The following is a 5,009-nucleotide window of genomic DNA, read 5'->3' on the forward strand; positions in this document are numbered from 1 at the left end:
GTACAAAAAACAAAGAAGAAAAAACCAAAGGGAAAGGCAAAAATCACTATAAATATAGAAGGATAGAGAAGATAAAAGAAAAAAATGATGATTTTTAATGTGTTTAAGTTTTTACCGAGAATTACTATGATGATGCAGGAGCATTAAGGTTTAGGTATGATTTTAAAACCGCTATTTCTGTTTCTAATGAGGAACTTGTGAACATCCCTGAAATAGGAAGCCTTCCTCTTGTTAAATACCCAAATGGAACAATCCTAAAGGATGAAAGTGGAAACCTATGGCTTATGCGAATGGGAGAAAAAAGGCTCATTCCCGATAAAACAACCTTTGAGGCTTTGGGATTTAAGGAGGATAAGATTATCTCGGTTAATTCTTCTTCTTTACAGGAAATCCCAGAGGATGAGGCTATTCCTGTGATAAAATATCCCAATCAGACATTGCTTAGATCCCAAGATGGTAAGGTCTATATGATAAATCTAGGGATAAAAAGGGAGATTGTAAATAAAGATATTCTGGAAGATATAATTTTAAACCAAATGGGAATAAGTGCAAGCAATTTTACAGTAGAAAATTTTCTCTCTAAGATGGGTTTCCCCGAGGGAACAGTGATTAAAGATAAAATATGGAAACAAATGTCGCGGGAGGAACAAAAAGAACAATATCGCTCTCGGACAAAAGAGGAGTATTATAAGTGGCACAATTATTATAATGAGTGGTATCGAAAAATAGTACGGGATGAAAAGCTAGTTGATGCCTACTACATCATTAAAAATGGAAAGAAAGAGATGGTTACAGATTCTAATATTACCAATCAAATCTCATCTGACAACCTTCCTGAGGGAACGATTATTAAACAAAAGGAATGGAAACAAGTAGAGAGCAATGAGCAATATGACCGCATCATAACTGAAAGGCACTCTAATCAGCACGGAGAAGGTTGGAAAAAAGAGATATGTGAAAAACTAATTGATGCCTACTATATCATTGAAAATGGGAAGAAACAATTACTTAATGAAGAAAAAACCCTTCTTTTAGCAACCAAGAAGGTTAGCGATAGTGAGCTCGCCTCTATTGAGGAAGGAAGTCCAATTGGTTTAAGACCAAGGCTGGTTAAAGGCTCTGGGGATTCCTTATGGCTTGTTTCTGATGGGACAAAGAGGTATTTTCCGTCAGGAAGTGTTACCTTACAAGCCTATGGATACAATACATCTGATATTCAGACCCTACCTGATACCGAGCTTGAGAAGATTCCCACTGATAATGGGGTTGCAAGGATAAATTATTACTCCCAGAATGTCCAGAAAATAAATAGACTAACCCAGTTTATCTCTAATATAATTTCCTTTATCCCAGGGGTTGGTCAGCTATATTCCCTTATCTCTTCCTTTATGGGAATAGATATGATAACAGGTCAAGAGCTTTCTAAGGCAAATAGGTGGCTTGGTTTCTTGGGAGGATTTGGTGGCCTTTCTGGTGTAAAGGGAGTAGACCTTGGAAAGGGAAAGATAGCAAGCCTATCAAGGAATATAAACATAGTGGTAAATTATACAAACGCTTTTCGTAATTCATACATTGCCGTCTCTGGCGATGACCCATTCACAAAGGAAAGGGAGCATATAAACGGAGCAAGCAGATTTGTGGCTGGGATTAATGCCCTTAATTCCTATGGAAAGCCAGGCATAGGGAAGCTAAATGCAGGTCAATTATCCTACCTTATCTCTGGCTACCAAATAGCTACCGCCATCTCAGGAAAGGAAGGCATATTCTTTGGTAAGGAATTAACCGAAGACGAAAGATGGTCTTTGGGCATCTCTGGTGCATCTCCCTTTATTTATGAAGGATTAAAAGCTGGGTTTAATTATATCAAGGATTACAAGCTAAATCAGGCTTACAAGGCATATAACAAGGGAAATCTAAACCCAGCTGACTTAACCTTACAACAGCTTGTGGGATTAGAGAATAAGGTTGCCAATGATGGAAATAAGGAGAATGATGCTGGATTGGAAGGAATAGATAAAGAAATTGCAAAAAGGTCTTCTAATCGTGAGCTTGCCAGTGCCATTGCTAGCCTTAAGAACTTAAAGACACAAGGGGTATTAAATGAAGCTGGTGAACTATTGCTTAAGGCTTTGGAGAGGGAGAGGGATGGGAGACTCACAGAGGCTTATAATATCCTTATTGTGCCTCAATTCGCAGACATCGGTTCCAATCAAGGAACAAGTGAGGCCTCCAAAGACCTTCTTTACAGTGAAGGGGCAAAAGAGAAGGCATTGCGGGATGCATTAGAATTGGGAGGAGGAAAAATAGAAACAGATGGGATAACCTGGACACTAACTATTCAAGAGCCTGATATAAGCACAACTAAATGGGATATAACAAATTCAATAAAGCATATGACCACAAGATCTGGGCTTGAGTATTCAATAAAAAATGCGGTTAATTGGATATACAATAATATCTTCTTAAACCTTCCCCCTTCTCCTTTTTCTTTTTCAATAGGGGAGAATGTTATAGGCTTTGTTACAGGCAATCCAAAGGATGCAAGGGAATATGTGGATATGGAGGGGTTGATAAAGGAACAAGCAAGAAAATATTACGAAAATTGGTCTCCGGATGTTTATTCAGGAAATGACATTAATTTGGATCCAAATGATCCATCTAAATCTCAAGCAGCTAAACAAGCATTAGATAAAGCAATAAAAGAGTATATAAATATGTTTGGTGACCATAGGACAATAATTGCTCCCAATTATCTCAAATTTGAATTTAAACTTGAGTGTGTAAATTATGAATGGAAAGCATATATTAGGCCCACTGAAAAAGTGCCCATTTATATTGTAAAATGATGGAGGTAAAAATGAAAAAGATTATCTTGTTTATAGCATTATGTATGACCTTAGGAGGGTGTAAAAAGGAAGAAATCTTTATTCCTGGCAAAATAGCCTTCTTGTCGGTGGACTATGATAGAAAAGAAACCCTGATTTATATAATAAATTTAAATGGAACAAATAGGAAGGAACTTACAAAAATATCCTTTCCAATAAGTATGGCTGCATCTGCTTCCTTGGATGGCAGGAAAATCGCATTTATTACTCATCCAAGAGAACAAAAAGGGGGAAGTATTTGGATAGTAGATACAGAAACTGGTAGCCAAACAAGATTGACGGATGGCAATTCCTTCAATATAATCCCTCGTTGGTCTCCAAATAGTAAGAAGCTTGCCTTTAGCTCTGACTGCGACGGAAACTTTGAAGTCTATACAATAGATGTTGATGGGAAAAATCTAAGGAGATTGACAGATAATCCACTGAATGATTATGTGCAAGATTGGTCTCCCGATGGAAAAAAGATTATTTTTCAAAGGAAATTTGTTAAAGAAGAAAAGAATGAACTTACGCTAGTAGATAAGTATGGACATATAATAAAGAAGATAGACCAAGGAACTTTTACAGAAGAATACCCACAGCTTTATTTAATAAATCCAGATGGATTAAATATAGAGCAATTAGCAGAGGGTTTTAGTAAAACAAGGGCTCCTCGCTGGTCACCGGATGGAAAGAATATTGTTTTTGATGCAGAGGATGAAAAGGGCAAATTAGCAACCTATATAATAGAAGTAGAAAATAAGAGGTTGGAAAAAATAATGGATGACACAAAAAGATTTTATATGTGGTCTTCAGATGGAAAAAAAGTTGCTTTTGTTGATTACAATAAAGATGGACCAGGAATTTCTGTAGTAAATATAGAAGATAAGAAAATTTACAAGATTATCAAAGGGTTAAAAGGGAAAATATGGGATTTTCCTATCTGGACTCCAGATGAAAAAAGGATAATCTTTGCCCTAATATCCCCCAATGAAAAAAATAGTGATATATACTCCCTCACCCTTGATGGCAAACTTAAAAACTTAACCAATACACCAAATATTTCTGAGTATAGCCCCCAATGGCTTCCAATCCAAGAGATAAAATAATATAGCAAATGCATAGAAAGGGAACTATCGCCACCTCTGGCTATGACCCCTTAACTGGAAATGCGGTAAATGGCTCATCATTGAAAATAGATTTTAAAAATTTAAAATTTGCAATTTGCAATTTAAAATTTACAATTCTTTGCATAAGGGCTGGGTTTAATTATATCAAGGATTACAAGCTAAGGGAGGCATACAAGGCATATGAGAAGGGCCAAAAAGATATGGATAAGTTTCATTCTTGCTTTTCGTCAGCAAATAATGTAAAATACAAAGAATTAAGGAAAGGATAAAAGATTATGGATTTTGACCGAATTACTTTCAACAGGCACATTATGGCGGGACAGGCATGTATTCGTGGAATGCGTATACCTGTCTCCTTGATTGTGAACTTGGTGGCACATGGCAAGTCTGTGGCTGAAATTCTGGAAGAATATCCTGACTTAGAACCAGAAGATATTAGGCAGGCTTTAGAATACGCTTCATGGCTAGCCCATGAACAAGTCTATATTCATGAGTTGATAGAAGCTAAATGAGATTTCTCGCTGATATGGGTATCTCAAACCGAACGGTTACATGGCTACGTCAACAAGGGTATGATACTGTTCATCTTAGCGAAGAAGGATTACAGTGCTTGTCTGACGAAGAAATCTTAACAAAAGCCCGCTTGGAGAAACGAATACTACTCACTATGGACTTGGATTTTGGCTATCTCTTGGCAGTGAGCAAAGAACAATTACCTAGCATAATTTTGTTTCGATTAAAAGACGAACGGTCAGAGGTAGTAAATAGACGATTGGCCGAGGCTCTTACCCATTGCAGAAATGACCTCAAAACCGGCGCCATCATTTCAATTAGTGAAATTACCATTCGTGTTCGACATTTGCCAATATAACATAACTATTCAGCGATTTAAAACTATTCTTCAGCAATAAGAAATTGAGACTTTAACATAAAGGATAAAAAAACCCTTATTTTTCAAATACTTGTATAAAGCCAACCTTCATATTAGTAATTTTTACTAGTGTCTTTTTAAAAA

The 5,009-nt window shown here is 36.5% G+C and carries 5 protein-coding genes; all 5 read left to right on the forward strand.

What is annotated here, in order from left to right; all coding sequences use genetic code 11:
* Positions 1-197: 197 nt before the first annotated feature.
* The 5 genes from AB1630_10055 to AB1630_10075 are packed head-to-tail and all read left to right on the forward strand — an operon-like array spanning position 198 to position 4,865.
* A complete protein-coding gene (locus AB1630_10055; GenBank protein MEW6104133.1) occupies positions 198-2,846 on the forward strand; it encodes a pre-toxin TG domain-containing protein in 2,649 nt (882 codons plus the stop codon).
* 11 nt (positions 2,847-2,857) lie between these two features.
* On the forward strand, positions 2,858-3,973 hold the full coding sequence (locus tag AB1630_10060) for a hypothetical protein (GenBank protein ID MEW6104134.1): 1,116 nt from the start codon (positions 2,858-2,860) through the stop codon (positions 3,971-3,973).
* A gap of 8 nt (positions 3,974-3,981) precedes the next feature.
* A complete protein-coding gene (locus AB1630_10065) occupies positions 3,982-4,263 on the forward strand; it encodes a hypothetical protein (GenBank protein ID MEW6104135.1) in 282 nt (93 codons plus the stop codon).
* Positions 4,264-4,269: 6 nt separating this feature from the next.
* Positions 4,270-4,506, forward strand: coding sequence for a DUF433 domain-containing protein (locus tag AB1630_10070; protein MEW6104136.1), 237 nt, complete (start codon positions 4,270-4,272; stop codon positions 4,504-4,506).
* Positions 4,503-4,865, forward strand: coding sequence for a DUF5615 family PIN-like protein (locus AB1630_10075; protein MEW6104137.1), 363 nt, complete (start codon positions 4,503-4,505; stop codon positions 4,863-4,865). The genes AB1630_10070 and AB1630_10075 overlap by 4 nt, the downstream gene beginning before the upstream one ends.
* Positions 4,866-5,009: the final 144 nt, after the last annotated feature.

The sequence above is a fragment of the bacterium genome, assembly GCA_040753555.1.
GTDB lineage: Bacteria > UBA9089 > UBA9088 > UBA9088 > UBA9088 > JBFLYE01.